Source organism: Pseudomonas sp. LBUM1649 (genome assembly GCF_059716155.1).
Genome location: NZ_CP166807.1, coordinates 3,315,058 through 3,340,842, shown reverse-complemented (window position 1 = coordinate 3,340,842; position 25,785 = coordinate 3,315,058). Strand labels below are relative to the sequence as shown.

Annotated in this window: 16 protein-coding genes and 1 pseudogene; 10 read left to right on the top strand and 7 right to left on the bottom strand. The window is 59.0% G+C overall.

Annotated elements, in window-relative coordinates; all coding sequences use genetic code 11:
* Window positions 1-86: 86 nt before the first annotated feature.
* Complete coding sequence (locus ACA058_RS15470) at window positions 87-11,978, top strand: peroxidase family protein (RefSeq protein WP_497639838.1); 11,892 nt, start codon at window positions 87-89, stop codon at window positions 11,976-11,978.
* A 318-nt stretch (window positions 11,979-12,296) separates the two neighbouring features.
* Here the strand turns inward: ACA058_RS15470 and ACA058_RS15465 are convergent, their stop codons facing one another.
* From ACA058_RS15465 to ACA058_RS15455, 3 genes and pseudogenes are all read right to left on the bottom strand, one after another.
* Window positions 12,297-13,112, bottom strand: a complete 816-nt coding sequence (locus tag ACA058_RS15465) for a DUF1206 domain-containing protein (RefSeq protein WP_497639837.1) — start codon at window positions 13,110-13,112, stop codon at window positions 12,297-12,299.
* Window positions 13,113-13,216: 104 nt separating this feature from the next.
* Window positions 13,217-13,342: pseudogene (locus ACA058_RS15460) on the bottom strand (chromosome partitioning protein); the annotation flags it as partial.
* Between the two features lie 142 nt (window positions 13,343-13,484).
* Window positions 13,485-14,090 (bottom strand): class I SAM-dependent DNA methyltransferase, encoded by a 606-nt coding sequence (locus tag ACA058_RS15455; protein WP_497639836.1) that lies wholly within the window; start codon window positions 14,088-14,090, stop codon window positions 13,485-13,487.
* Window positions 14,091-14,343: 253 nt separating this feature from the next.
* Here ACA058_RS15455 and ACA058_RS15450 point away from each other — a divergent pair, with 253 nt between their 5' ends.
* Complete coding sequence (locus tag ACA058_RS15450) at window positions 14,344-15,489, top strand: ATP-binding protein (protein WP_497639835.1); 1,146 nt, start codon at window positions 14,344-14,346, stop codon at window positions 15,487-15,489.
* 384 nt (window positions 15,490-15,873) lie between these two features.
* On the opposite strand, the gene ACA058_RS15445 is transcribed toward ACA058_RS15450, so the two are convergent.
* The 3 genes from ACA058_RS15445 to ACA058_RS15435 form a co-directional block, all read right to left on the bottom strand.
* A complete protein-coding gene (locus ACA058_RS15445) occupies window positions 15,874-16,491 on the bottom strand; it encodes a dTMP kinase (RefSeq protein WP_497639834.1) in 618 nt (205 codons plus the stop codon).
* A gap of 224 nt (window positions 16,492-16,715) precedes the next feature.
* Window positions 16,716-17,935 (bottom strand): IS3 family transposase gene (locus ACA058_RS15440; RefSeq protein ID WP_497635861.1). Its coding sequence is split into 2 segments (ribosomal slippage): window positions 16,716-17,590 and window positions 17,590-17,935, totalling 1,221 coding nucleotides; the frame shifts between segments, so codons are not numbered across the junction.
* Window positions 17,936-18,237: 302 nt separating this feature from the next.
* Window positions 18,238-19,140 (bottom strand): LysR family transcriptional regulator, encoded by a 903-nt coding sequence (locus tag ACA058_RS15435; RefSeq protein WP_497639833.1) that lies wholly within the window; start codon window positions 19,138-19,140, stop codon window positions 18,238-18,240.
* A gap of 166 nt (window positions 19,141-19,306) precedes the next feature.
* On the opposite strand from ACA058_RS15435, the gene ACA058_RS15430 reads away from it, so the two are divergent.
* The 5 genes from ACA058_RS15430 (at window position 19,307) to ACA058_RS15410 (ending at window position 22,769) form a co-directional block, all read left to right on the top strand.
* Window positions 19,307-19,504 carry a tautomerase family protein gene (locus tag ACA058_RS15430; protein ID WP_497639832.1) on the top strand — a complete coding sequence of 66 codons (198 nt, stop codon included), beginning with the start codon at window positions 19,307-19,309 and terminating at the stop codon, window positions 19,502-19,504.
* Between the two features lie 84 nt (window positions 19,505-19,588).
* Complete coding sequence (locus ACA058_RS15425; protein WP_497639831.1) at window positions 19,589-19,942, top strand: putative quinol monooxygenase; 354 nt, start codon at window positions 19,589-19,591, stop codon at window positions 19,940-19,942.
* Between the two features lie 70 nt (window positions 19,943-20,012).
* Window positions 20,013-20,627: a nitroreductase family protein gene (locus ACA058_RS15420; RefSeq protein ID WP_497639830.1), complete on the top strand. Its 615-nt coding sequence runs from the start codon at window positions 20,013-20,015 to the stop codon at window positions 20,625-20,627.
* A 90-nt stretch (window positions 20,628-20,717) separates the two neighbouring features.
* Window positions 20,718-21,776 carry an MFS transporter gene (locus ACA058_RS15415; protein WP_497639829.1) on the top strand — a complete coding sequence of 353 codons (1,059 nt, stop codon included), beginning with the start codon at window positions 20,718-20,720 and terminating at the stop codon, window positions 21,774-21,776.
* Between the two features lie 39 nt (window positions 21,777-21,815).
* Window positions 21,816-22,769 carry an alpha/beta fold hydrolase gene (locus ACA058_RS15410; RefSeq protein ID WP_497639828.1) on the top strand — a complete coding sequence of 318 codons (954 nt, stop codon included), beginning with the start codon at window positions 21,816-21,818 and terminating at the stop codon, window positions 22,767-22,769.
* Between the two features lie 27 nt (window positions 22,770-22,796).
* Here the strand turns inward: ACA058_RS15410 and ACA058_RS15405 are convergent, their stop codons facing one another.
* Window positions 22,797-23,696 carry a LysR family transcriptional regulator gene (locus ACA058_RS15405; protein ID WP_497639827.1) on the bottom strand — a complete coding sequence of 300 codons (900 nt, stop codon included), beginning with the start codon at window positions 23,694-23,696 and terminating at the stop codon, window positions 22,797-22,799.
* Window positions 23,697-23,808: 112 nt separating this feature from the next.
* On the opposite strand from ACA058_RS15405, the gene ACA058_RS15400 reads away from it, so the two are divergent.
* Genes ACA058_RS15400 through ACA058_RS15390 form a run of 3 tightly spaced genes read left to right on the top strand, consistent with a single transcriptional unit; the run spans window position 23,809 to window position 25,733 of the window.
* Window positions 23,809-24,651, top strand: a complete 843-nt coding sequence (locus ACA058_RS15400) for a DODA-type extradiol aromatic ring-opening family dioxygenase (RefSeq protein ID WP_497639826.1) — start codon at window positions 23,809-23,811, stop codon at window positions 24,649-24,651.
* Complete coding sequence (locus tag ACA058_RS15395) at window positions 24,644-25,315, top strand: alpha/beta hydrolase (protein ID WP_497639825.1); 672 nt, start codon at window positions 24,644-24,646, stop codon at window positions 25,313-25,315. Before ACA058_RS15400 ends, ACA058_RS15395 begins: the two co-directional genes overlap by 8 nt.
* A gap of 16 nt (window positions 25,316-25,331) precedes the next feature.
* Window positions 25,332-25,733, top strand: a complete 402-nt coding sequence (locus ACA058_RS15390) for a DoxX family protein (RefSeq protein ID WP_497639824.1) — start codon at window positions 25,332-25,334, stop codon at window positions 25,731-25,733.
* The last annotated feature ends 52 nt before the right edge of the window (window positions 25,734-25,785 follow it).

Below are 25,785 nucleotides of genomic sequence, written 5' to 3'. Positions count from 1 at the left end.
GAACTACGCAAGCCAGCACCTGACTGGGCGTGGGAGGATTCTTTCGTCCCGTGCCTTTCCCCCAGAGAGATCGAGGACAATAGAAAATGGCCAATTTCAACAAGTCGGACCTGGAATTCATACTCAAGCAAATCTTCATCGCAGAAGCGCATGCCAATGGCGCCAGCCTCAGTGATTTGCTACCTAACAGTCAGGTGCCATTCGGTCTGCGAACCGTCGATGGCAGCTACAACAACCTTGTCGCCGGGCAAAGCGAGTTTGGCGCCGCGGACAATTCCTTCCTGCGCCTGCTCGATGCCCAGTATCGAGCGGCATACGCCGGGGCAGGGACGGTGGTCGACTCGCAGCCACGGACCATCAGTAACCTGATCGTCGACCAGACCGCCAATAACCCGGCCGCGGTTGCGGCGAACGGCGGGGCCACCCCGGTGATCAGTCCCGGGCTGGATGGCGTGTTCGGCACGGCAGACGACAAGGAAGTGTTTTTCATCCCCAACCAGTCGCCGGACGTCGGTCTGACCGCCAGCTTCAACTCGTGGATGACCTTCTTCGGCCAGTTCTTCGACCACGGCCTCGACCTGGTCACCAAGAGCAGTACCGACTTCGTGTTTATTCCGCTGCAGCCGGACGATCCATTGTACGTACTGGACAGCCCGACCAACTTCATGGTGCTGTCACGTGCAGTGAGTACCGCTGGCGCGGACGGAATAGTCGGCACTGCCGATGATGGCCAGACCAACACCACCTCGCCGTTCGTAGACCAGAGCCAAACCTACAGCTCGCACCCCTCGCATCAGGTGTTCCTGCGCGAGTACGCCCTCAACGCGGCAGGCGACCCTGTGGCAACGGGGCGCCTGATTACCAACCGCGATCTCGGCGCCGATGGCAAGTTCGGCACGTCCGATGATGGCGACGGCACAAATGGCGGCATGGCGACCTGGGCAGTGGTCAAGGCCCAGGCCCGTGACATTCTCGGCATCAACCTGACCGATGCCGATGTGCACAGCGTGCCGCTGCTGGCAACCGATGCGTATGGCAACTTCATCCGGGGGCCGAGCGGCATGCCGCAGGTGGTGATGCGCTTCAGTAACGGTGTCGACGGTATCGGCGGGACGGCCGATGACGTCACGCAACTGGTCGAAGGCAACCGGGGTGCTCCGATCAGCTTGGCCAACGCCGTGAGCGCCGGGCATGGCTTCCTCGACGACATCGCCCACAATGCCGCGCCGGTCGTCGTCGGCGGGGTTCTGCAGGCAGATGCCGATACCGCTACCGGCAATGCGCAGGACGTTGGCGCGGGCGGCAACAACCTGACCTATGACAACGAACTGCTCGACGCCCACTACATTGCCGGCGACGGCCGGGTGAACGAGAACATCGGCCTGACCTCCGTGCACCACGTGTTCCACTCCGAGCACAACCGCCTGGTCCAGCAAACCAAGGACACCCTCCTTGCCGCTGGCGACCTGGCCTTCCTCAATGAGTGGCTGCTGGACGACGTGACAGCGATACCGACTACACCTGCCGGGATCGCGGCGTTGGTGTGGGACGGCGAACGCTTGTTCCAGGCCGCCAAGTTCGGCACCGAGATGCAGTACCAGCACCTGGTGTTCGAGGAGTTCGGGCGGACCATTCAACCGCAGATCGACGAATTCCTTGCACCCAACGGGTATGACACCTCGATCAACCCGGCAATCCTCGCCGAGTTCGCCCACGTGGTGTACCGCTTCGGTCACTCGATGCTGACCGAAACCGTCGATCGCTTCGACCCCGAGTTCAATCCGCTCCTCACTGACCCGAACAACCCGGACTCGCAACTCGGGCTGATCGCGGCCTTCCTCAACCCGCTGGCGTTCGCCGGCAGCGGGGCGACTTCGGACGAAGCGGCAGGGGCGATCATTCGTGGTGTGACCCGCCAGGTCGGCAACGAGATCGACGAGTTCGTCACCGAAGCGTTGCGCAACAATCTGCTCGGTCTGCCGCTCGATTTGCCGGCCCTGAACCTGGCGCGCGGTCGCGAAACTGGCATCCCCACGTTGAATGAAGCGCGCCGTGAGTTCTACACATCAACCGGCGACAGCCAGCTCAAGCCCTACATCAGTTGGGCCGACTTCGCCGATCACCTCAAGCACCCCGAGTCGTTGATCAACTTCATCGCGGCCTATGGCACGCATGAATCAATTACGTCGGTGACCACGCTGGCAGAGAAACGCGCTGCAGCCTTGTCGCTGGTATTCGGTGGTACGGGTTCGCCGGATGACCGCCTGGACTTCCTCAATAGCACCGGCGCCTATGCCAACCTGACGCTGGCCGGCAAGGATGGGCGGCTGGGGACTGCCGACGACCTGACGGGTGTTACGGTCACAGGCCTCGACGACATAGACTTCTGGGTCGGTGGCCTCGCCGAGCAGAAGATGCCCTTCGGCGGCATGCTCGGCTCGACGTTCAACTTCGTGTTTGAAACCCAGATGGAGGCGTTGCAGAACGGCGACCGCTTCTACTATCTGTCGCGCGTCGCGGGCCTGAACTTCGGCGCCGAGTTGGAGAACAACTCATTTGCCAAGCTGATCATGCTCAACACCGATGTCACTCACCTGTCGAACACCGTGTTCCTGACGCCGACGTTCACCCTCGAAGTGACCAAGGCCAATCAGTTCACCAACCTTGGCGTGGATGGCAAAGCCGATCCAACGGGCGGCATCATGATCAACGGCGTGGAAATCGTGCCGCTGGTGATCCGCAACAACCCCGACACCGTAGACCTGGACAGTAACTATCTGCAGTACACCGGTGAAGACCATGTCGTCCTTGGCGGCACCGCCGGCAATGACATCATCATCTCGGGTGACGGCGATGACACCCTCTACGGCGACGGCGGCAACGACCGCCTCGAAGGCGGCGCCGGCAACGATGCGGTGCTGGGCGGCGCGGGCGATGACATCATCACCGACTCCTTCGGCGACAACCGTCTGGAAGGTAATGCCGGTAACGACGTGATCATCGCCGGTAGCATGCTGGCTGGCGGCAACCTGATCCTGGGGGGCGATGGCCAGGACTTCATTGTCACTACTGAAGACATCAGCACCACCTTCGGCGGCCAGGGTGACGATTTCATCCTCGGCGCCAAGACCAACCTGCCAGCTATCGGCAACGAAGGCGATGACTGGATCGAGAAAGGCACCCAGGACGGCGCGCCTGGCGATAACAACTCGCCGTTGCTCAATGACGATGTGATCGGCAACGACATCTTTGTCGGTGGTGGTGGCTTCGACGAAATGATCGGCGAGGGTGGCGATGACATCTTTGTCGGCAGCGATGCCCAGGACAATATGGACGGCATGTCCGGTTTCGACTGGGTAACCCACAAAAATGACCGGGTCGGCGTGACCGTTGACCTGACCATGGCTGCGCTGGCGCAGCCACACGGCAACGGACCCAACCAGAACAACGGGCCGTTCAATCCGGTCGGCGCCTCGCCGGCCTCGATCCTCGACCGTTTTGCCGAGGTCGAAGGCTTGTCCGGTTCGCAATTCGGCGATGTGCTCAAGGGCGATAATATTGATGCGGTCACTATCGTCGACCACGGTGGCACCACGGGCAGTGCGCTGACCAATGTGGCGTTGATCCGCGGACTGGAGCAGTTTCTGGCCGATGCCGGTTTGCCCACTACCGGCTTTGCCACGGGCAACATCATCCTGGGCGGCAATGGCAGCGACCTGATCGAGGGTCGCGGTGGCGATGATCTGATCGATGGCGACAAATGGCTCAACGTCAGGATTGCGGTGTATGACGCCGGTGACGTCAATCATACCGGCCCCGAGATCGCCACCTTCGACAGCATGGTCGATATGATCCCGTTCATGCTCGACGGCACCTATAACCCGGGTCAGCTCAAGGCCGTGCGGGAAATCCTGCCCGGCACCTCTACGGGCGGGGCGGCCTTCGACACCGCCATTTTCTCCGGGCTCCAGTCCGAGTATGTGGTGACGCTTGACACCCGTGGCACGGCCAGTGTGGCGGATGATGTCTGGACGGTGACCGATACCGAAGTGGGTCGCGACGGCACCGATACCTTGCTGCATATCGAACGCCTGCAGTTCGCCGATTCCCAGCGAGTGCTGGTGCAGGGGCTGAATGCCCAACCGCTGGGCAGACCGACCCTCACCGATGGCAACGGCGGCGCGATAACGGTGGGCGACACGCTGAGTGTCAGCATGGCCGGGGTGCGCGATGCCAACAACGTCGCGGTGGGCAATCTCCAGGGTTTTATCACTAACGCCTCGGTGTCCTACTACTGGCAGTTCGAGTCAGACCCAGGTAGCGGTGTTTTCGAGGACATCATCCTGTTGCCGGCCGGCGACCTGGCGTTCCAGAGTGCCGATGGCACCGCCTTCAAGGTTTCGCCTGACCTCGCCGGGTTGTCGTTGCGTGTCAAGGCGATCTACCAGGATGCTCATGGCACGACTGAGGTGCTGTTCTCGCAGCCGACTGCCGCGGTGGTTCCCGGCGCGCCGGTTGTGCCAACCACACCGGCACCTGTCGTCGATGCCACGGCCGGTGGCGAAGGCCTTCACATGGTCCGCTCCGACCTCAACTTCATCCTTGATCAGATCAAGATTGCCGAGGCTGACGCGTCCGGTCAGGACATCCTTTCGCTAATCCCGAATATCCGCGCGCCGTTGGGCCTGCGTACGGTCGACGGGTCGAACAACAACCTGATGAACCTCAACGGCATCAACAACACTCAATATGGTGCTGCCGATAACGTCTTTCCGCGGGTGACCGATCCGGTCTTCAATCCGGCGGAAGGTGTTCCTGCCGGTTTCTTCGGCCCCGGCTCGCCGGCTATTCCGGGATCGTCGTATCAGCAAACCAGCGGCTTTGTGTTTGACTCGCAGCCGCGCACCATCAGTAATCTGATCGTCGACCAGACGTCGAACAACCCGGCGGCCTATGCCACGGCTTACGACCCGGGGGCGGACGGTGTGCTCAACTTCGGCGCGGAGGATAACGACGACGTGCTCAAGGATGGCGTACGGATCGTCGCCAGCCCCGGCATGGATGGTCAGTTCGGTACGGGCGACGACCACGATGTGTACCTGTTCGAGAACACCACCGCGGATGCGGGGTTGTCCGCGCCGTTCAACGCCTGGATGACCTTCTTCGGGCAGTTCTTCGATCATGGTCTCGACCTGCTCACCAAAGGCGGTTCGGGCACCATCTTCATCCCGCTGCAACCGGATGATCCGCTGTATGTGCCAGGCGGCAACACCAACTTCATGGTGCTGACCCGCGCGACCAACCAGCCAGGGGCGGATGGCGTTCTCGGCACGGCCGACGACGTCCGTGAGCACACAAATACCACCTCGCCGTTCGTGGACCAGAACCAGACCTATAGCTCGCACCCCTCGCACCAGGTTTTCCTGCGCGGTTATGAGCTTACCGACAACGGCCCCATAGCGACCGGCAGGCTGATCACTAACCGTGACCTGGGGGGGGATGGCAAGTTTGGCACCACAGACGACACCGAAATCGGTGGCATGGCCACCTGGAAGGTGGTCAAGGCGCAGGCCAACGACATCCTGGGTATTCGTCTAACCGATGCCGACGTCAATAGCGGCCCGCTGTTGGCGACCGACGCCTATGGCAATTTCATCAAGGGCCCGAACGGCTTCCCGATGGTCGTGATGAAGGGGGCTGACGGTCTGGGCGGCACGGCTGATGACGTTCTGGTCGAAGGCAATCCGCTTGATCCGGTCGACCTGACCAACGCTGTGCGCACCGGTCACCAGTTCCTCGCCGACATTGCCCACAATGCAGTGCCGGTGTTCAGCGGTGGCGTGCTCGTTCCTGATACGGATGCCCTGACTGGCAATTCAGTGCCGGTCAATCCGCAAACCGGGGCCAACCGGGCCTACGACAACGAGTTGCTGGATGCGCACTACATCGCCGGCGACGGCCGGGTCAACGAGAACATCGGCCTGACCGCGGTGCATGCGATCTTCCACGCCGAGCACAATCGGCTGGTCGCGCAGACCATGGACACGGTGCTCGATGCGGCTGACGTGGCCTTTCTCAACGAGTGGCTGCTCACTCCGGTGAGCGCGTTGCCAGCCAACCAGGCTGAGATCGATGCGCTGGTGTGGAATGGCGAGCGCTTGTTCCAGGCTGCCAAGTTCGGCACCGAGATGCAGTATCAGCACCTGGTGTTCGAGGAGTTTGCGCGGACCATCCAGCCCAACATCGACCTGTTCTTCGCACCGACCCAAGTCTATGACGTCGACCTCGATGCCTCGATCGTCGCCGAGTTCGCCCACACCGTGTACCGGTTTGGCCACTCGATGCTGACCGAGACTGTCGATCGCTATGACGTCAATTTCAACGTGGTTGGCGATCCGAACAGCGCTGATCCCGATCAGCAACTCGGTTTGATCGCGGCGTTCCTGAACCCGATGGCGTACGCCGCCAGTGGCGTGACGCCTGAGGATGCGACCGCTGCGATCATTCGCGGGGTGACTCGGCAAGCCGGTAACGAAATCGACGAGTTCGTTACCGAGGCGCTGCGCAATAACCTGCTCGGCCTGCCGCTCGACCTGCCGGCGATCAACATCGCCCGTGGCCGCGACGTGGGGATTCCCTCACTCAACGCGATCCGCCGCGACATCTACAGTCAGACCGGCGATACCCAACTCAAGCCGTACACCAGCTGGGTCGACCTGGTGCAGCACCTCAAACATCCGGAGTCGTTGATCAACTTCATCGCGGCCTATGGCACGCATAGCACGATTACCTCAGCAACCACTTTAGAAGCCAAGCGCGCCGCGGCGATGTTACTCGTATTTGGCGATGGTGGTGTTAACGAGCCCGCCGACCGTCTGGCCTTCCTCAACGGCACCGGCACGTGGGCCAACGTGACGCGGGCCGGCAAGGATGGGGAACTGGGGACTGCCGACGATCTAAGAGGCGTGACTATCACGGGCGTCGATGCCATCGACCTGTGGATCGGCGGCCTGGCCGAAGAGAAAACCCCGTTCGGCGGCATGCTCGGCTCGACCTTCAATTTCGTGTTCGAGAACCAGTTGGAAAAACTGCAGGACGGCGACCGCTTCTATTACCTGGAGCGTACCGCTGGCCTGTCGATGAATGCGGAACTTGAAAGCAACTCGTTCGCCAAGCTGATCATGGCCAACACCTCGGCCACGCACTTGCCAGGCCTGGTGTTTTCGGACCCGGGGTTCTATCTGGAAGTGGACAACTCCAAGCAGTACAACGATGGCCTGGGCAACGCCGATCCGCTTGACGACAACAATCACCAGGTGGTGTTCCGCGACAACCCGCTGACGGCGGGGCCGGACAGCAACTACATCCGGTACTCGGGTGAAGAGCACATCGTGCTGGGCGGTACCAACAGTGCAGACATCCTCATAGCGAGTGAAGGCGATGACACCGTATGGGGTGACGGCGGCAACGACCGCATCGAAGGCGGTGACGGCAACGACCAACTGCGTGGTGGCGCCGGCGACGACATCATCACTGACGCCGGCGGCGACGATAACATCCAGGGTGGCGACGGCAACGACGTGCTGCACGGTGGCAACGGCGTCAACCTGATCATTGGCGGGTTCGGCAATGACTTCATCGTGACCGGTGAGGATGCTTCCGAAGCCATTGGTGGCCAGGGCAACGACTTCATCCTGGGCAGCAAAGCCAACGAACAGGACATGGGTAACGAAGGCGACGACTGGATCGAGAAGGGCACCTCCGACGGTGCGCCTGGAGATAACTTCGACCCGCTGGGCAACGACCCGATCATCGGCAACGATGTGTTCATTGGTGGTGGCGAGAACGACAAGTTCAACGGTGAAGGCGGCGACGACATCATGGTCGGCAGTCTCGGCTTCGGTGATCGCTATATCGGCGGCTCCGGCTATGACTGGGCGACCTTCAAGGGGCTCGCCCAGGGCGTGAGCATCGATATGAGCGACCGCTTTTTCGATGTACCGCTGGTACCGGGTTCGGGGGCCTCGGCGCTGGTGCGTTTCGACATCATGGAAGGTCTGTCGGGTTCATCGCACGGTGACTTCCTGCGCGGCGATAACGAAGATGCAACATCGCTACCCGGTGCGGGGGCAACCGGCAGTGTGCTGACCAACATCAACCTGATCGACGGCCTGGCGGATGTGCTGCCGTCCGGAGCGACGTTCTTCGACGGCGGCAACATCATCCTCGGAGGCAGCGGCAGCGACCTGATTGAAGGTCGCGGTGGTGACGACATCATCGATGGTGACAAGTGGCTGAACGTACGCATCAGCGTACGGGCGAATGCTGATGGCACTGGCCCGGAAATCGCCACGTTCGACAACATGGAGTCGATGGTGCCGTTCATGCTGAACGGTACTTACAACCCGGGTCAGTTGATCATCAAGCGGGAGATTCTGACCGGCAATGACAGCTTCGACACCGCGTTGTTCTCCGGTAATTCGACGGAATACATCATCGCTGTCGAGGGCAATACTGTCATCGTGACCGACCTGGTGGCGGGGCGTGATGGCGTCGATCGCCTGACAGGCATCGAGCGTCTGCAGTTCTCTGACCTGGCGCAGTCTTCCAATGTTGGCACCGCCTTGAACGAGGGTCCATCGGGTCATCTGGCGATCCTCGATGATACTACCGGTCTGCGTGACGATACGCCCGTGGCCGGCCAGTTGCTGCGCGTCAGCGGTCGGTCGGTACACGATGCGGACAACGTAAGTGGGGTCAATCCGACCGGCGCGGTAACCGGTGCAGTGGCTTACTACTGGCAGGTGGAAAACATTCCTGGCACAGGCATCTATGAAGACATCACCGTTGTCGCCGCCGGCGAAGCTTCGCGGGCGACCGGCACCACCTACCGGGTGGCGGACGATGTAGCGGGCCTGAACATCCGCGTCCGGGCTGTGTATCAGGATGCCAAGGGTACGCTGGAGATCGTCGACTCGGCGGGGAACAGCGCACCGACCGTAGGGCCGACCGTTATCGGGATTTTGGCGCAGAACCAGGTGTTGACCGCTGACCCGTCGAGCATCATCGATGCTGATGGTCTCAGCAATCCGCAGTTCACCTATCAGTGGCAGGCGACCAACGGGGTCAGCTTCGTCAACATCGCCGGAGCCACCGGGAGCACGTTTACGCTGACTCAGGATCAGGTCGGCGATCAGGTGCGCGTGGTGGTCAGTTACGTGGATGGCTTCGGCGTGGCCGAGAGCGTGGCGTCCGACCCTTCGGACCCGGTGGCCAACGTTAACGATGCACCGACAGGCGCGTTGCTGATCAGCGATACGACACCGGAACAAGGGCAGGTGCTGAGCGCGCTCACGGCCGGGATTGCCGATGTGGATGGGCTGGGCTCCTTCAGCTACCAATGGCAGCAAGGTACCGGCGCTTCCTTTACCGACATCAACGGCGCGACCGCTGCGACTTTCACCCCTGGTGGGGCGCAGGGCAATCTGCAACTGCGGGTGATTGTGCGCTACACCGATGGCTTCGGCACGCTGGAGTCGGTGACCTCTGCGGCGACGGCGGCGGTACCGCCTGGCGTGGTGCTTACGGGGGACGCTGCGGCGAACATCCTCACGGGCGGCACGGGTGACGATGTGCTGAATGGCCTGGGCGGGAACGATACACTCAATGGCCTGGGCGGTGCTGACCTGTTGTTGGGCGGCACTGGCAATGACATTCTCAACGGCGGAGCCGACAACGACGTCCTCAATGGCGAGGACGGCAACGACACCCTCAACGGTGGATCCGGCGCGGATGTCATGAATGGCGGTGCCGGCAACGACACCTTTGTGGTCGACAACGTCGGTGACACCGTCATCGAGGCGGTGGGTGGCGGTACCGATCTGGTGCAAACCACTCTGGCCAGCTACGTGCTCGGTGCCAACGTGGAGAACCTGACCTATACCGGTGCCGCTAACTTCACCGGTACCGGTAATGCCCTGGCCAACACCCTCACCGGCGGAGTCGGTAACGACGTCCTCAATGGCGGGGACGGCAACGACATCCTCAACGGTGGGCTCGGCGCGGATGCCATGAATGGCGGTGCCGGCAACGACACCTTTGTGGTCGACAACGTCGGTGACACCGCCACGGAGGCGGTGGGTGGTGGTACCGATCTGGTGCAAACCACTCTGACCAGCTACGTGCTGGGTGCCAACGTCGAGAACCTGACCTATACCGGTGCCGGTAACTTCACCGGTACCGGTAATGCGCTGGACAACACCATCACCGGCGGGGTCGGCAACGACGTCCTCAGTGGCGGTGCCGGCAACGACACCCTCAACGGCGGGCTCGGCGCGGATGCCATGAATGGCGGTGCCGGCAACGACACCTTTGTGGTCGACAACGTCGGTGACACCGTCACCGAGGCGGTGGGTGGTGGTACCGACCTGGTGCAAACCAGTCTGGCGAACTACCTGCTCGCTGCCAACGTCGAGAACCTGACCTATACCGGTGCCGGTAATTTCACCGGTACCGGTAATGCGTTGGCCAACACTATCACCGGCGGGGGCGGTAACGACGTCCTCAATGGCGGTGCGGGTGCTGACCAGTTGGTGGGGGGAGCCGGCAACGACACCTACGTCGTCGATGCAGTCGCGGACGTGGTGGTCGAGGGGGCGGGTGGCGGTACGGATACCGTACAGACGTCGCTGGCCAGCTACACCCTGGGTGCCAACGTCGAGAACCTGACCTATCTCGGCGCCGTTAACTTCACCGGTACCGGTAATACCCTGGCCAACACCATCACCGGCGGGGTCGGTAGCGACGTTCTCAATGGCGGGGACGGCAATGACACCCTCAACGGTGGGCTCGGCGCGGATGCCATGAATGGCGGTGCCGGCAACGACACCTTTGTGGTCGACAACGTCGGTGACACTGTCACCGAGGCGCTGGGTGGTGGTACCGATCTGGTGCAGACCAGTCTGGCCAGCTACCTGCTCGGAGCCAACGTCGAGAACCTGACCTATACCGGTGCCGGTAACTTCACCGGTACCGGTAATGCGCTGGCCAACACCATCACCGGCGGGGGCGGTAATGACGTCCTCAATGGCGGCGCGGGTGCTGACCGGTTGGTGGGTGGAGCCGGCAACGACACCTACGTCGTCGATGTTGCCGCGGACGTGGTGGTCGAGGTGGCAGGTGGCGGTACGGATACCGTACAGACGGCGCTGGCCAGCTACACGCTGGATGCTAATGTCGAGAATCTGACCTACACCGGAGTTGGCAACTTCGTTGGCAACGGCAACGGGTCGAACAACGTCATCACCGCAGGGGCAGGTAATGACACCCTCAGTGGTGAGAGCGGCGATGACATCCTCACCGGCAACGGCGGTAACGACACGCTCAATGGCGACCTCGGTAACGACCAACTGTTGGGTGGGATTGGCACGGATACCCTGAACGGCGGCACTGGCGATGACAGCCTCGATGGCGGTGACGGGGGCGATGTAATGAATGGTGAAGCAGGCAACGATTCGCTGCTGGGCGGGCTGGGTAATGACAGCCTCGATGGCGGTACCGGCAACGATTTGCTGCAGGGTGGCGATGGCAACGACACGTTGCTCGGTGGTATCGGTAACGACACTTTGTTGGGTGGCATCGGCAATGACTTTATCGATGGCGGTACTGGCAACGACACGGTCACAGGCGGTGCCGGCAACGACATGATGGTTGCCAGTATTGGCAACGATGTCTTCCTGTTCGCAGCGGGCTTTGGGACCGATCAGATCATCAGCTTCGATGCCAACGCGGCGGGAGGCCAGGATCGGCTCGATATTTCCGCGTTCAACATCACTGCTGCAACCTTTGCCGGCAGCGTCACTGTCGCCGATGTCGGTGCGGATACCTTGGTCAGCTTCGGAGGAGCTGACACCATCCGCCTGGTAGGTGTGGCCGACGCAACAACCGTGACTGCCACAGACTTCATTCTGGCTACTTGAGGTCCTGATCGGTATTGTCGCAGGGAGCATGGACAGAGGAGGGGAGGACAATGGATGTCCTCCCTTTTTTTATAAGCCTGGCCGTTGGTTCGGACTTGGTTTTCGGCTTGCGTGCCGTAATCCATGGCCCGCCGTGGGGAGGTTCCTTTCAGCTGTAATTGGTTATGAACTCACACTGCGTGATGGGCCATATTGGCCGGCAAAGTGATGGCAATAATGATTCAGATAAGGAGCTTGCTGACATGGCCCATTCTCTATTCTGACGTTAGTGGGGCTCGCTATTTTCGACCAGCCTTGGCGGTGACTCGTATTACGCGACTATGATCTCGGTAACCCAGGCACATCCATGTTTATTTTGCGCCAAGCGGCTTCGGAAAAGCTGTAAGCCGAAAAGGCGATCAGCCCCAAAGCCATCACGATCAAAATCAAACCTCCAACTGGTAGATTTTGGAGAGCATCAAGGGCCTCCTTCATGCCCGGTGGATCAACTGCATGATAACGGGAGCCGCTGATCGCCAGCAGCAGCGCTATCTCGATAAACACCACTCCTCGGGCTATGAGCCCGAAACGTGCCACCGGACGTACGTAGCGAATCACGTCCTCATCAGCCTCAAAATACTTCTCGAACGACGCCTTCCATCCCTTGATGATGTGTGCAACACCAACGCCTAATGGGACGAGCGCCATGAGGTAGACCAACACGTTTGAGTGATCCCAAGACAAAAGATGTGCAAGCAAATCCTTTGTGTCCCCACCTCCGGAAATGCCGGAGCTCCTGATACCGCTAATGAGTAGGCCCAATGCAAAAAACGCTAGAGCGCCGTTGACCAAACCTCCCGCGAACAAACCTGCACGAATCACCAACCCCTTGAGTTTCGTACCGTGATGATCGACGTCGCGAATTGCTTGCAAGATTCGCCACCCTGCGAAGGCGAGTAGTCCCGCCACGACTAGCCCAACCAGGACATAACCGAATGGCTGGCTTAACAACGCCTCCAGGCTCTTGTGACTGTCCTTGGGTTTTGTAGCGTCTTGCGCCGCTAGCAGAGCAAAGATACCTATGATCAGATAAAGAACGCCACGAGCGGCATATCCGCCTCGAGCGAGCACGACAAGGGTGTGTTGCGCGGACATTGGATTTATTCCCAAGATTCATACAGGAGCAGACCTATGGATTCGGGAGGGGTTCGATAAAGGTCGAAGTCTTCAGTAACTCAGAATGGTCACTCAGGCGTCTTTCGTGTAAAGCAGTTGGCAGAAACCATCATTTCAACAGTTTCAATCTGGCGTATTAGCTCCATCAGTCGAAGGTCACGAAATACATCCTGCGATACCAACCGTACCTTGAGCATCTCAGGCCTTTCAAAGCAGCGCGTAGCAATCGCCGTAGAGAAGGCAGGGGATTGGGACTGCCATTTTTGTGCTCGGTTTGATAGCTCAACTAAATAGCCGTTTAGTTGAGCTATAAGAATTATCTATATAAGTGCGCAGGGCAGCGTGACGTTTCTATCCGAAAACAGCCAGCCAAATCGTGTGTCCACCACAATCCGGATCCTCCGTTGTTTGCTCAACGACACTGAAACCATGGAATTTGAGCAACGTGGCATATTCATCGTGGTCCAGGCTGGCGTGATACAGCGTTTCACCCTCGAAGGTGCCCAACGCAATGCCATGGGCCGTTCCACTGGTAAACATCAATGCAGCACCAGGTTGGGCATGGGCCTGGAAAATCGGGAACATCCGACGCTGATCCTCAGGCGTCAGGTGAAAGAAACTGTCCCACGCCAAAATGCCAGCGTAACGCTGATCAAGCGACAACTGGCGCATATCGGCAACACGCCAATCGTGCTGCGGATAACGTTGCTGACACAAGCTGATCATCGCCATGGACGAATCAATCCCACACACAGTATGTCCCGCGTCGATCAAGTAACCGGCCATGGGGTCGGCGCAACCACAGCCGATATCGAGGACATGACCATCGGCAACAGGCATGGCCTGACGAAAACGATCCAGCCATGATTGCTCGACCAGGCGCCGCGAGCGAAGTCGATCCCATGCTTGAGCGTGGCGCTCGTAGAGGTCGATGATCTGGTGGGCTGCTTCATGCATGGGAGATGATCCAGGGTAATGTGGTCGGGGGATGTTGCGGTAATGCTGAAACTGTTTTTGTTGTACTACTTAATTATTCATATGCCAGCTTGAGTGGAACGATCAGGGCTGGATCATCAAGAACAGGGTGGGACAACCTTTATTTATCGCTGACAAATGGGCGAAGTGGACGTCGTCATCGCTTCCATTTTTAGCAATTATGCGCAATTATGCGTATATTCCTAATTTATGAATTCCGGCATAAAGACCCATAATGACCCCAGAAACCAAGGACACGCTGCTCTTCCCTCGCACCCACCTTGCCGAAGGAATCCTGGCCACGTTCGAGTCGCGTCTGCAGAATGCTGCGACTATATTCGCACCTCGGCGCAAGGGCAAAACCACTTTCCTCATTAACGACCTGATACCGATTGCCAAGGCGCACGGCTTTATCGTTGCCACGGCAGACCTGTGGTTTGACAAGGCGCACCCTGAGCGGGTGATTGCTGGTGCGTTGTATGAAGCCATTCACGGTGCCGGGTTCTTGCGACGCAACTGGCTGAAGCTTATGCGACCGGGGTCTCTCGTCCAGTCCGTGGAGGCAGGTGCCGGTGCCGACGGCGTGACAGTGAAGGCCGAGTTGGCGAAGGAGGGAGGTTTGAATTTGATCGAGCTGTTTGAGCGGTTCCGGATACTCGGTAATGGAAAGGCGCTGCTGATCATCGACGAGGTGCAGCACCTGGCGAGCAAGAAGGAATTCGAGGATCTGACCGCTACGCTCCGTTCGTTACTTCAGCAGGCGCACGGTGAGGTGTTTGCTGTGTTCACCGGGTCCTCTCAGGACGGTTTACATCGCATGTTTCGCCGCACCAAAGCACCGTTCTACCAGTTCAGTCACGAGATCCAATTTCCTAACCTTGGCTTGGAGTTTGTGCAGCATCTGGGCCAGCGGTTCCTGGAAATCACCGGAAGGGAGTGGGACGTCAATTCTGCTTTCGAGCGTTTTGCTGCCCGGGGGTACATGCCAAAGTACATTCGCGACGTGTTCCTGCTGTGCCTCACAGAGGGACTTAGCGTGCGAGATGCAGACCATCGTGCTTGGGGCACAATGACGGACGAAGGCAACTTCGAGAATCTGATCTTGGAGATGTCTCCTCTGGATTTCACTGTCCTTGTCGGGCTTGTGAGGGGCATCTCGGTATTCTCTGCCGAGGGCCGAGAGTGGATCGGCAGCGAGATGCCCGGTGGCAATGTACCCAGCGCCGCGACCGTTCAGACTGCATTGAAGCGCCTGCAACGCCGCGACCTGGTTGGGAACCTTGGGCATGGTGAGTGGGCGATTGAGGACATCGCCATGGAAAGTTACTTGCGTCGGAATTTCGTTGAGATTGACCCTCAACTCGGCACCGATGGCAATTGATTGGCCATCGGCCCGCCGGTCATAGGTGTCGCCAGCGGCTGCCTCCATTATCTGGTAGTAGCGCCCGATAGAGGCACTTGCCGCGGTTAGATCGTTAAGGCCACATTTGAGCCTCTCACGTACCTACATGTCTGAGGATGCAGGGAGTACCGCATCCGAGAGTGACAACTCGTAGCCGAAATGACATTGCTGTTCGGAATTTCCGGTGTCGCTCGGAACCAGAGCCCCTCAGGCCCGTATAGGACGGTTCGCATAATGTATATTATGTTAAATCACGTATTGCTCTATAGCTGCGCATGGGCCCTGTCCGTTTCCCTAGCGTGGGCTTTCCTCTTGGTATACATCTCAAGCAATCGACATCAAGACCGGCGCAACGAACTTCACCTACTGGCATCGAAGGACTCTATAGATCTCAGAAATCACCTGCATCGTTGCGTCTTCGATCGTTCCTTCATTACGGCATAAAGCCCAGCCGTGATCTGCAATCGCTCGCTCGAACGCCTTGGTACAAGCGACATGTTCTTCCAGCTTATGGATCACAGTACTGCTCAGCCCACGCCGTCGTGCGGCTGCCCTCGCCCATGAAATATCAGGAGCGGTGACAACCCCGACATGCAGGTCTGGCACTCGGACGTTTCGATCAATGTTCAACTGTAGAATCTCTGCAAACGGGACTATCCGGCGGAACGCGGCATCAGACGGGTACCAGCGATCGATCAAGATGATGCTGCCTGGTGGCTGCTTAGCCAGCACGTGCCGGGAAATCCAGGTACGGCTTTCAGCAAGGCGCTCACAAACCCTCAACTCCAAATCCCGTGTGGGATTTCTGACGAGTTTGTTAACGAGGGCCATTGTTTCACCCCTATAGGGATCGCTTTTACTCTCGCAAAGTCGGATCACCTTTTTGTTGTCTGCCCTCAGTACTTTCGTAACGGCCTCCAACAGTGTGGTTTTGCCGGTTCCCTTGGGCCCATCTAGAGAAACAAACAGCGGACGATTCATTCTTCAAACAACGATTGATATACGGTTTTTTTTTGCCCGGTTCGTTCGCTGGAACCGCTTGGCGCGACTACGCGAATCGAGTGGAGGGCCCTTATGAGCAGACATAGATGAACACTCTAACCTGGTTTCTGGTTAACGGGTCTCAAAATCCAGGGTTACAGCCGCTTATGAACATCGGTCATCGCCCTGGACTTGCCCCTACAAAACCGGACACCAACTCCCTGTTAAATTGATGCTGCCGCCAATCGCCTGAACTCCCTCGGTGAGCGATAGTTCAAGGCGCTGTGCGGATGCTGCTCGTTGTAGTGTTCGAAGGCAATGGCCAGGTTACGCAGCGCGGTTTCTCGATCCGGCTTGGGCATGTGCGCCACGTAGTCACGCTTGATCGTCTTCACGAAGCTCTCGGCCATACCGTTGCTCTGCGGGCTGCGCACTGGCGTGGTCACCGGTTGCAAGCCGATCTGCCGTGCAAACAGGCGCGTCTGTTCGGCGGTGTAGGCCGAGCCGTTGTCGCTTAGCCATTGCACCGGCGTGGCGGGCAGTTGATCACCGAAGCGCTTCTCCACGCTTTCCAGCATTAAGTCGCGGATATCATCGCCGCTGTACCCGGTCGGGCTCGCGACCCAGCCGATGGCCTCGCGGTCACAGCAGTCCAAGGCAAAGGTCACGCTCAGTTTGGCGCCGTCCTCGCAGCGGAACTCAAAGCCGTCCGAGCACCAACGTGTATCGCTGGTTTGCACCGCAATACGGCCTTCGTGCCGCCGCGGCACGCCGGGCTGTTTGAGTCGACGCTCCAGCAGCAAGTTGTGATCACGCATGACCCGGTAAACCCGCTTCACGTTGATCGCCGGCAGCGACTGGGTTTCACGTTCCCGACGCAGTAATCCCCAGACACGACGGTAGCCATAGCTGGGCAGTTCGCTGACCTGTTGCTGGATTTCAACCACCAGATCAGCGTCATCCACAGGTCTGCTTCGCCGTATTTTGGGCGATGCCGATTGTTTGATTCGAACCGTTAGTTGCGAGCGCGCCACACCGAGACATTCGCTGACCAGCTTCACTGGTCGTCCCCCGGCAACAAGGGTGAGTGCGCAATCCATTTTCGCGACCGGGCGATCTCCACGGCCTCTTTGAGGATTTCTGCTTCCATCGTTTTCTTGCCCAGCATCCGTTGCAGTTCACGGATCTGCTTGAGCGCATCGCTCAGCTCGGAGGCAGGCACCACGGCTTCGCCAGCACTGACCGCCGACAGGCTGCCGTCCTGGTAAAGCTTGCGCCACTGGAACAGCTGGTTGGCATTGATGCCGTTGCGCCGAGCCACCACCGAAACGCTTTGCCCTGGCTCAAGACTCTCGCGAACCATGGCCAGTTTTTGCTCTGGGCTCCAGCGGCGCCGCCGCTCCTGGCCCAAAAGCTCCCCACTCTTATCATTGCTGTTAGTCATAAACATAACCGTTTGCCTATCCCTTATCGTAAGGGGGAAACGGTGTCCTGTCTTTCATGGGGCTCGTTCACGCCCATAAGTTAAATCATGTACATGGAATCCTTACACACTCACTGCATGATCCTTGCGACGCCGCCCCTGTTGATCATCCGCGTGTGGCATGGCAGCCCGCGGGTGTTGCGCGCGAGCCTGTCTACCCGCGTCACTGTCACCAAATCACCGGCGCGAAGGTGATCGAGCAGCCTGAGTGAGGCCTACAATACGAACGCCCGGCGCTCTGCACCTCAACTTGTCAGTCTTGATCAATGCCAATGCGCACATAGCTTGACCAACTCATCGACCACATACCTGACTTTCGGCCGCAGATGAGACACCTTTGGCCACACGGCATGCACATCGACAGCTTCGGGTTCATACACTTGCAGAACCTCCACCAGCCTGCCCGCCTGGATATCGTCCTGGAACAGGCTGCGTGGCATCTGGCACAGACCGGCGCCGGCGACCGCCGCGAGAATCATGGCTTCCCCGTCGCCAATCTGATGGGTAGAGGGTGGTGCGTAACGTACGGTCTGCCCCACCTGCATGACCCGCCACGACAGCGGCTGGCCGCGTCGATGCCCGACAATGCAACGGTGCTGGCTCAGGTCTTCCAGAGTCTGTGGGACGCCAAAGCGCGTCAGATAGTCAGGGGCGGCACAAATGGCCCAGCGTTGTCGGGTAAGCCGCCGCGCCACCAGACCGCTAGTGTCTTGCAGTTCTCCAAAGCGAACCAGCAAATCGATGCCCTCCTCGAAGGGATCAACCAAGTGGTCGGAGAACGTCAGGTTCAGTTGCAAAGCCGGGTACTTGTTGGCGATCTCGAACAACAATGGGGCCACGACCCGACGCCCGAATGCCACTGGAATGTCGACTCGCAAGCGTCCGGAGGGCTCACCACCACCGGGACCCAACCCGCTCTCTGCGGCCCCAATTTCTTCAAGGGCGGTAGAACACGCCACGAAATACGCCTCACCATCCGCGGTCAGGGAAATGCGCCGCGTCGTGCGATGAAACAACTGTGTGCCCAAGCGTTCTTCCAGGCGCGCAATGGCTTTTCCGACGGCGGATTTTGACACCCCGAGGCGCTCGGCAGCCTGGGTGAAGCTGATCGAACGCGCCGCCACGACGAAGGTGATGACGCCTTGAAACGATTCGATAGGTACCATGCCGATTCGCCAATTGTAGAGTTTTGATCTACCCAGATTATAGTTTTAGGTCGTTTATCGCCAGAAGACTCAACAGTAAGATGGGCTCCCGCAATGCAACGGTGCAGATTGTGATCGCACGTCGCGCACCTCCTCCCGATCATCAATGCCCAAAAAGGACATCATCATGCCCGTCGTACGTGTGAGCTGGTTCGAAGGTAAAGAACATGCGCAAAAAGCCGCTGTTGCCGCCGACATCACCGAAAGTATCGTTAAACACACCGGTACGGATGCCAATTACATCTACGTCATTTTCGAGGAGGTGGCGGCTTCGGATTGGGCTGGCGCCGGCAAGCTGTTCGGGGATGCACCCGAGAAGTCCTGACCCCATCAGTATCGAATGCATCGGCTTTGCCAGCGATGCATCCTCTACCGGCTTTTCAGGAAGCCTCTGACGTGAGGGCTACTCATGCACCCATATATCTCCTGCTTGTTCTCCCTCGCTGTAAAACCCGAGGCGTTTGGAGAGTTCAAGGCGCTGATCTCGAACATCGTGGCAGCCACGCGCACCGAGCCCGGCACGCTGGTTTACGAATACAGCGTCAACGAGGACAACAGCACCGTTCACATCCTTGAACGCTATGACGCCGATGCCATCGTCAGTCACGTAGACACCACCTTCGCACCGTTCGGCAAACGTTTCCTCGAGCTGTGCACCGTTACCAGTCTGGTGGTCTACGGCACCCCGGATGTAGAAGTCCGCAAACGCCTGGACCCGTTCGACGCGGTCTACATGACCCCTTTCGACGGCTTCAGTCGCTAAGTTCATTGATTGCGCAGGCCAACCACAACACCGGTTCTGCGCGCTTCCCCTTTCCCGCACAGAGATCACCATGTCTAGTATTACTGAAGTTATTAAGTCCCGAATTTCCGCTAACAGTTACGACACTGAACGTGAGTTGACGGATCAACAGGTTACCGACCTGATCGATCTGGCTACGCACGCTCCCTCCGCCTTCAACCTGCAAAACTGGAAGTTCCTGGCCGTTCGCAGCAGCGAAGCAAAGGCGCGGTTGCTGCCACTGGCCTACGGCCAACAGAAAGTCATGGATGCCGCCGTGACCTTTATTGTCTGTGGCACCCTCAATCCCCATGAATCCCTGCCTTCTGCCCTGAAGCCGACACTGGATGCCGGCATCATTGACCAGGCGATCTACGACATGTGGCTGGGCGCCGCCCAAGGCATGTACCAGCAAAACCCGCAGTTGCAACGCGACGAGGCGATTCGTTCAGGCTCACTGGCCGCCATGACCCTGATGCTCGCCGCCAAAGGGCAAGGCCTTGTTTCGACACCCATGATCGGGTTCGACCCGTCGGCGGTGGCGCAAGCGTTCGGTTTGGCCGCAGAGGAGATCCCGGTGATGTTGATCACCGTTGGCTACCCTGGCTCGGCCAACTGGCCGCAAAAGCCTCGTAAAGCTGTCAACGACGTTTTGCAGTTCGTGTAAGCAGTGCTGCCAGCGATAGTCAGGCACTACCTGGCTTCGCTGGCCGTTGCTGATCGACTCGCGACCACAACTTGCCTGGACCGTAAACCAGTGACCGCTGAATCCATCTCACCCGCTTCGTTACGCGCGATTTTGACCGCCGCCTGCTTGGGGTTTCTTGTCGTTCAACTTGACGTCAGCGTCGTTAACGTCGGCCTGGGCGCCCTCAAGAGCGCGTTCGGCACCGACCTCACAGGCCTGCAGTGGGTCATAAACAGCTACGCGCTGCCTTTTTCTGCCTTGCTTATCCTGGGTGGGGCATGGGGCGACAAATGGGGGGCAAAAGCCGTGTTTGCAGCCGGCTTCGCTCTCTTTACGCTCTCCTCCATTGGCTGTGGTCTCGCCGCCAGCATGAGCACGCTAATCACCATGCGTATCGTGCAGGGGATCGGCGCGGCTTTTCTGATACCTACATCACTTACCCTGATTCGTGTGTCATTTCATGACCCCGATGCACGTCGCGCTGCTGTTGCGCTCTGGGGCGCCTGTGGGGGCATCGCCTTGGCCGCCGGCCCCGTGATCGGTGGACTGATGATCGAGTACTTCGGTTGGCGAAGCGTATTTCTGCTGAATATTCCGATCGGCCTGTTGGCTGTCGGGCTGATCCTGCGTTACGCCCCCGCCTCCCCTCGGGTCGATAAGCACGTCGATATTCCAGGGCAGATCCTTTCAACGATGCTCTCATCAAAGTTCGCCCGGCGGTTCAGTGCCACTCGTATTATCACGGCGGGTTTCACGGTTCAGATCGTCGGATTCATCGCGCTCTTGCAAACCACTTCCAATAGTTCGCTCTGGTTGCTCAATGGTGCGTTGATGCTGGTGGGAATTGGCAGCGCCATGTCCGTACCGTTCATTACCAACTCGATGCTGTCCTCGGTCACACAGCATGACGCGGGCATCGCCTCCGGTCTTATGGCCTCTGCCCGGCAATTGGGTGGCGTGATAGGTGTTGCTTTCTTCGGCACGATGATTGCCCATGCGGATAAAGCCGTTTTTTCTGCCGGGTTATCTAACGCGATGCTGTTTTCAGCGTTGGTCCTGGCAATCTGCATCGCCGTAAACCTGTACGTAAACGCCGGTATGGATGAGAGTCGCACCCATGCGCCCTGAACCAACTGAGCCATTTCTTCAACTGGATGGGATTGCACTGTGAAATACCCACTGAACAATCAATCGCTGCTCTCGTTGCTCGGCGAAGACTTTCACTTCCCCCATGAAATCCCTGGTCAACCGGTTCGGGTTTCTGACTTTGAAGGCCTGAAGCTCAACAGCTTTGTCACCAGCGACGGGGTCAACCTCGCCTATTGGGAAGCAGGTACGGGCACGCCGTTGATTTTCATCCCGGGCTGGTCAGCCAACGGCGCGTTGTATTTCCATTTCATACACATCCTCAGCCAGCATTATCACGTGTACGTGCTGGATGTCAGAAACCAGGGGCTCTCGGAAAAGGTGGCCTTTGGCAACCGGATTTCCCGATATGCCATGGACGTGAAACAGTTTGCAGAACACCTGGGCGTGTCCCAGGCCAATTACTGCGGTTGGTCGATGGGCGCGTCGATCCTGTGGGCCTATATCGACCTGTTCGGTACACAAGGCATGCGCACGCTGAGCATCATTGACCAGGCACCCTCGGTTTATTGTCATGCGGACTGGACCGAACAGGAGCGACTGCAAGCCGGGGCGTTCACCACCTCGCCAGAGCTTATGATTGCGTCCTACGCCAGGGGGGCGCCCACCAACCAACTGATCAGCGCGACTCGGGTGCTGGAACGGGCCATGGCCCTGGACTCACCCTGGTTTCACAACGCAATCAGCCTGGCTCAGGCCGTTGTAGAGGACGACATGGCGTTTATGGCGCGCGTGCTGTTCGATCACGTCACCAACGATTGGCGGGATGTCATCCAGACGAAGATTGATGTTCCAACCGCCATTTTCACCGGCGAGTACAGCGACTGGCTGGACAGCCAACGCTGGATGCATTCGGTCATCGCGGAATCTGCACTGCATGTGTACACAAAGCCCGAACAGGGCGACCACTTCCTGGCATTGAAGAACCCGGAAAAGTTCGCGATCGACCTGCGCGGCTTTCTGGATCAGTGCTGAGTCAGTGCCTGTCCGGAGAAATCCTCTCTACTGCTCCCATTGAGGATGGGCAAATCGCTCAGCGAGAAAATTGATCAGCACCCGGACCTTGGTCGCCAAGTGCTTGCGGGTGGGATAGACCACGTAGATACCCAGTTCGACGGATTGGTACTCAGGCAGGATCTCAACCAGGTCCCCCGTCCGTAAATCCTCGGCCACCATGAAGCTGGGTTGCAAGGCAATGCCGCCCCCCGCCAGGGCGATACTGCGACAGGTATCGCCATTGTTGCAGCGAACAATCGAACGGGTGCGCACACTTTCACTGCCCTCAGGGCCCATGAACTGCCAGTCATTGCCGCTGGCGAAGTTGGTATATGCAAGCACTCCGTGCTCTGCCAGGTCAGCCAAGGTGCGCACTTGGGGGTGGCTTGCCAGATAATCGGGTGAAGCACACAGGCACATCCGCGTGCCCGCCAGTCTGCGCCCTATCAGTGAAGAGCTTTCCATGCGAGCAATACGTACAGCGGCATCGAAGCCCTCCTCCACCAGATCCACCAGTCGGTCGTTCAAACTGATGTCCAACTCGATGTTGGGGTAGGCCTTCATGAAGTCACCCCATAGCGGCGCCAGGTGCTGCACACCGAAACTGACCGGTGCATTCACCCTCAAAACGCCACTGGGTTCCGGAGCGGTGGACGATACGGCCTCTTCGGCCTGATCCATGAGCGCCAGGACTTCACGCGCCTGGTGGTAAAACTGTCGCCCCTCCTCCGTCAACGAAAGCCTTCGGGTCGTGCGCTGCAGAAGCCGCGCACCCAGGCGCTCTTCAAGGCCGCTCACGTAGCGCGAAATGGCCGCCTTCGACATTCCCAGGGGTTCGGCCGCTCCGACAAAGCTGCCTTTGTCGACCACGGTGCAGAAGACCTGCATCTCCAACGCTCTGTCCATCATTGTCTCGATAAGTGGAACGGTTAGTCACATTTGGCCTTATTTATCTCACCAGCTCAATCTATAAACTGAGCCCACGAAACGCACATCAAACCAGTGAGGAGCATTCACTTTGAACACGTCGTTCCCCCTGTTGTTTGTGTCCCATGGTGCTCCGATGTTTGCAATCGAGCCTGGACTGGCGGGTCAACGTCTCGCTGAAGTCGGTCGCGAACTGCCGCGACCTGAAGCCATCGTCATCCTCTCCCCGCACTGGATGACCCGCGGCGAAATCAGCGTTACGGCGAGCACCGCCCCCGAAACCATTCACGATTTCGGGGGATTTCCAGACGCTTTGTACCAGTTGCGCTACCCGGCACCGGGCGCTCCGGCCCTCGCCGCTCATATCGTGGGTCTGCTGCAAAATGCGGGATGGAAGTCCCGGCTTGACGCCCGTCGAGGTCTGGACCACGGCGCCTGGGTGCCTTTGCTGTATCTGGCCCCTGAAGCCGACATACCCGTCGTTCAGGTATCGATGCCTGCCGGCCTCGACACCTACCAGGCCTGGAAATTGGGCAAAGCCCTCACGCCACTGCGCGATATGAACGTGTTGATCGTGGCTTCGGGAAGCCTGACCCATAACTTGTATGAGTTTCGGGGGGCGGCCAGCCATGGGGCTGACTACGTCAAAGCGTTTGCTGCCTGGACAGCCAAAAACCTGCAGGCAGGGAACACCGATTTACTTCTGAACTATATGCAGCACGCACCTTCTGCCAAACGTGCCCACCCGACTGACGAGCATTTTCTACCGTTGCTCATCGCCCTTGGCGCGGCCGGCGAACACTATGAAACGCGTGTCCTGGAAGGCGGCGTGAGCTACGGGGTTCTGGCGATGGACAGCTACCTGTTTTCCTCCAAGCACAAGGATGGATCTGAATCCATTCAACTCAGTCAAGGCGTAACAGACCATGGGTGACATGACATTTTCTGAAGCGGCCCGCGAGCCGCAAACGGGCCTGTTTTTCCGCAAAGGGTGCAGCACTTCGGCGCCCAAGGGCCGCCTGCTTTTACTGCATGGTGTCGGTTCAAACGAAGCGAATCTCGCCTCATTGGCCGCATCACTGCCCGAAGAACTGGAAGTGATTCTGCTGCGCGGTCCACTGCAGGTTGGCCCACAAGGCTACGCCTGGTATCAGGTGAACTTCACCAGCAACGGCCCTTCGTTCAATCAGGAGCAAGCTGAGTCCAGCCGGCACCTGCTGCAGCGTTTCATCGAAGCGCTGCCCAAGCTGCCGACCGTGATCGCCGGCTTCAGCCAGGGCGGCATCATGAGTGCAAGCCTTGGCGTTACCGAGCCCGAGCTGATTGCCGGTTTCGCCATTTTGAGCGGCCGAATGCTGCGTGAACTTGATCCTCGAATCGCTTCCACCGACCGGCTCAACTCCGTCCGCGCGTTCATCGCCCATGGTCATCAGGACAACATCCTGCCAGTGGCTTGGGCAAAAGAAGCGGACGCCCGGCTGGATCGAATCGGCGTCGTCCACGAAACGCACCTCTACGACATGGCCCACGAGATCGTCGCTGAAGAACTGGCGGATTTCTCGTTATGGCTGACCCACACGCTGTCACTCTCCAGGTAAACAAAGGAACTGCACCATGATCGATTCACGCACCGCGCCGTACGCCGCACTCGTTATGCGCCTGGCCCTCGGCATCATGTTCATTGCTCACGGCCTGACCAAAGTGGTTGTGTTCACCCCCGCAGGCACCGCAGGTTTTTTTGAATCCATTGGTTTCCCCGGCTTCCTGGCGTACCCGGTCATGGCCTTTGAAGTCATCGGCGGTTTGATGCTGGTGCTAGGTGTCTACGCACGCTGGGTGGCCGCTCTGGCGGTGGTTCAACTGTTCGTGGCCGCGACCGTCCATTTCGGCAATGGCTGGAGCTTCACCAACGCTAATGGCGGCTGGGAATATCCTGTCTACCTGGCGGCGACAGCACTGGTCGTCGCGTTGCTGGGGGATGGCGCCATGGCGACAAAAGCCTCCAGCAAAGCGTAAGTGACTGCTGGCTCAACATCTGCCGACGCCCTGCCCCCAGCGCGTCGGCAGT

Bases quoted from the DNA above. Each gene is read 5' to 3' on its own strand.
- ACA058_RS15470 (WP_497639838.1), top strand. From the start codon at position 87: ATGGCCAATTTCAACAAGTCGGACCTGGAATTCATACTCAAGCAAATC.
- ACA058_RS15465 (WP_497639837.1), bottom strand. From the start codon at position 13,112: ATGTCCGCGCAACACACCCTTGTCGTGCTCGCTCGAGGCGGATATGCC.
- ACA058_RS15395 (WP_497639825.1), top strand. From the start codon at position 24,644: ATGGGTGACATGACATTTTCTGAAGCGGCCCGCGAGCCGCAAACGGGC.
- ACA058_RS15425 (WP_497639831.1), top strand. From the start codon at position 19,589: ATGCACCCATATATCTCCTGCTTGTTCTCCCTCGCTGTAAAACCCGAG.
- ACA058_RS15390 (WP_497639824.1), top strand. From the start codon at position 25,332: ATGATCGATTCACGCACCGCGCCGTACGCCGCACTCGTTATGCGCCTG.
- ACA058_RS15405 (WP_497639827.1), bottom strand. From the start codon at position 23,696: ATGGACAGAGCGTTGGAGATGCAGGTCTTCTGCACCGTGGTCGACAAA.
- ACA058_RS15445 (WP_497639834.1), bottom strand. From the start codon at position 16,491: ATGAATCGTCCGCTGTTTGTTTCTCTAGATGGGCCCAAGGGAACCGGC.
- ACA058_RS15450 (WP_497639835.1), top strand. From the start codon at position 14,344: ATGACCCCAGAAACCAAGGACACGCTGCTCTTCCCTCGCACCCACCTT.
- ACA058_RS15435 (WP_497639833.1), bottom strand. From the start codon at position 19,140: ATGGTACCTATCGAATCGTTTCAAGGCGTCATCACCTTCGTCGTGGCG.
- ACA058_RS15455 (WP_497639836.1), bottom strand. From the start codon at position 14,090: ATGCATGAAGCAGCCCACCAGATCATCGACCTCTACGAGCGCCACGCT.
- ACA058_RS15430 (WP_497639832.1), top strand. From the start codon at position 19,307: ATGCCCGTCGTACGTGTGAGCTGGTTCGAAGGTAAAGAACATGCGCAA.
- ACA058_RS15420 (WP_497639830.1), top strand. From the start codon at position 20,013: ATGTCTAGTATTACTGAAGTTATTAAGTCCCGAATTTCCGCTAACAGT.